The sequence below is a fragment of the Streptococcus sp. DD11 genome (genome assembly GCF_001578865.1).
In the GTDB taxonomy this organism is placed as follows: domain Bacteria; phylum Bacillota; class Bacilli; order Lactobacillales; family Streptococcaceae; genus Streptococcus; species Streptococcus panodentis.
In genome coordinates this window covers 1-814 of record NZ_KQ969416.1, presented here as the reverse complement: position 1 = coordinate 814, position 814 = coordinate 1, and the positions used below count along the sequence as shown (strand labels likewise).

Here is an 814-nt window from a genome sequence, read left to right as displayed (position 1 = left end):
AATGCCCATCAGCTGAAAGGAGGACAGCTCCATCACCAAAGTATCGCTGCTGCGGGCTGTCTGGGCTACCTGACTGGCCGGAAAGCCGATATTGCCGGACAAAAGGCCCTTGCGGCCGCCAGCCGTCAGCACTTGGGCAATCATCGTCGTCGTCGTAGTTTTGCCATTGGAACCTGTAATCCCAATAATCGGCGCTTCTGAGATCAGATAAGCCAGCTCCACCTCTGTCACAACCGGAATTTTTTTCTCCAAAGCCCGCACCACCATCGGGTTGTCATAGGGAATGCCGGGATTTTTCACCATCAACTCAAAGTCTTCATCCAAAAGCTCCAGAGGATGCCCTCCGGTCACTACCTTGATACCTTCTTCCAGCAGAGACTGAGCTGCAGGATTTTCCTCGAAAGGCTTGCCGTCATTGACTGTCACAATGGCCCCCAAGCTGTCTAAGAGGCGGGCAGCCGACTCACCTGACTTGGCCAATCCCAAGACCAAGACCTTTTTATTGGCAAAATTTGCAATATGTTTCATAAACAACCTCTTCCATTCATACTTCACTCTATTTTACCCTTTTTTGCGGAAATAAAAAGCCATAGCAGACTTTTATTTTCGACTGTTAAGAAGTTTTGAAAAAATGAGATGTTTTCATCTGTTTGAAACACTTTGTAACATAAGTCTATTCTTTCTGTAAAGACAAAAACAGAAAAGGCTGCAGGCTTTTTCTTGCCTTTCCCCGGCCAAAGTGCTACAATAAAATCAGAAAAAGTTACCAGTGGTAACATGAGGGAGCAAGAAAAAGATGGCACAAAAAGAACGG

At 46.2% G+C, this 814-nt stretch carries 1 protein-coding gene and 1 pseudogene; both read right to left on the bottom strand.

The features are described from left to right. A partial coding sequence (locus STRDD11_RS13170; RefSeq protein WP_241209468.1) for a Mur ligase family protein occupies window positions 1–528 on the bottom strand: 528 nt, incomplete at its 3' end. A 23-nt stretch (window positions 529–551) separates the two neighbouring features. Further along, a pseudogene (locus tag STRDD11_RS13795) lies at window positions 552–814 on the bottom strand (hypothetical protein); the annotation flags it as partial.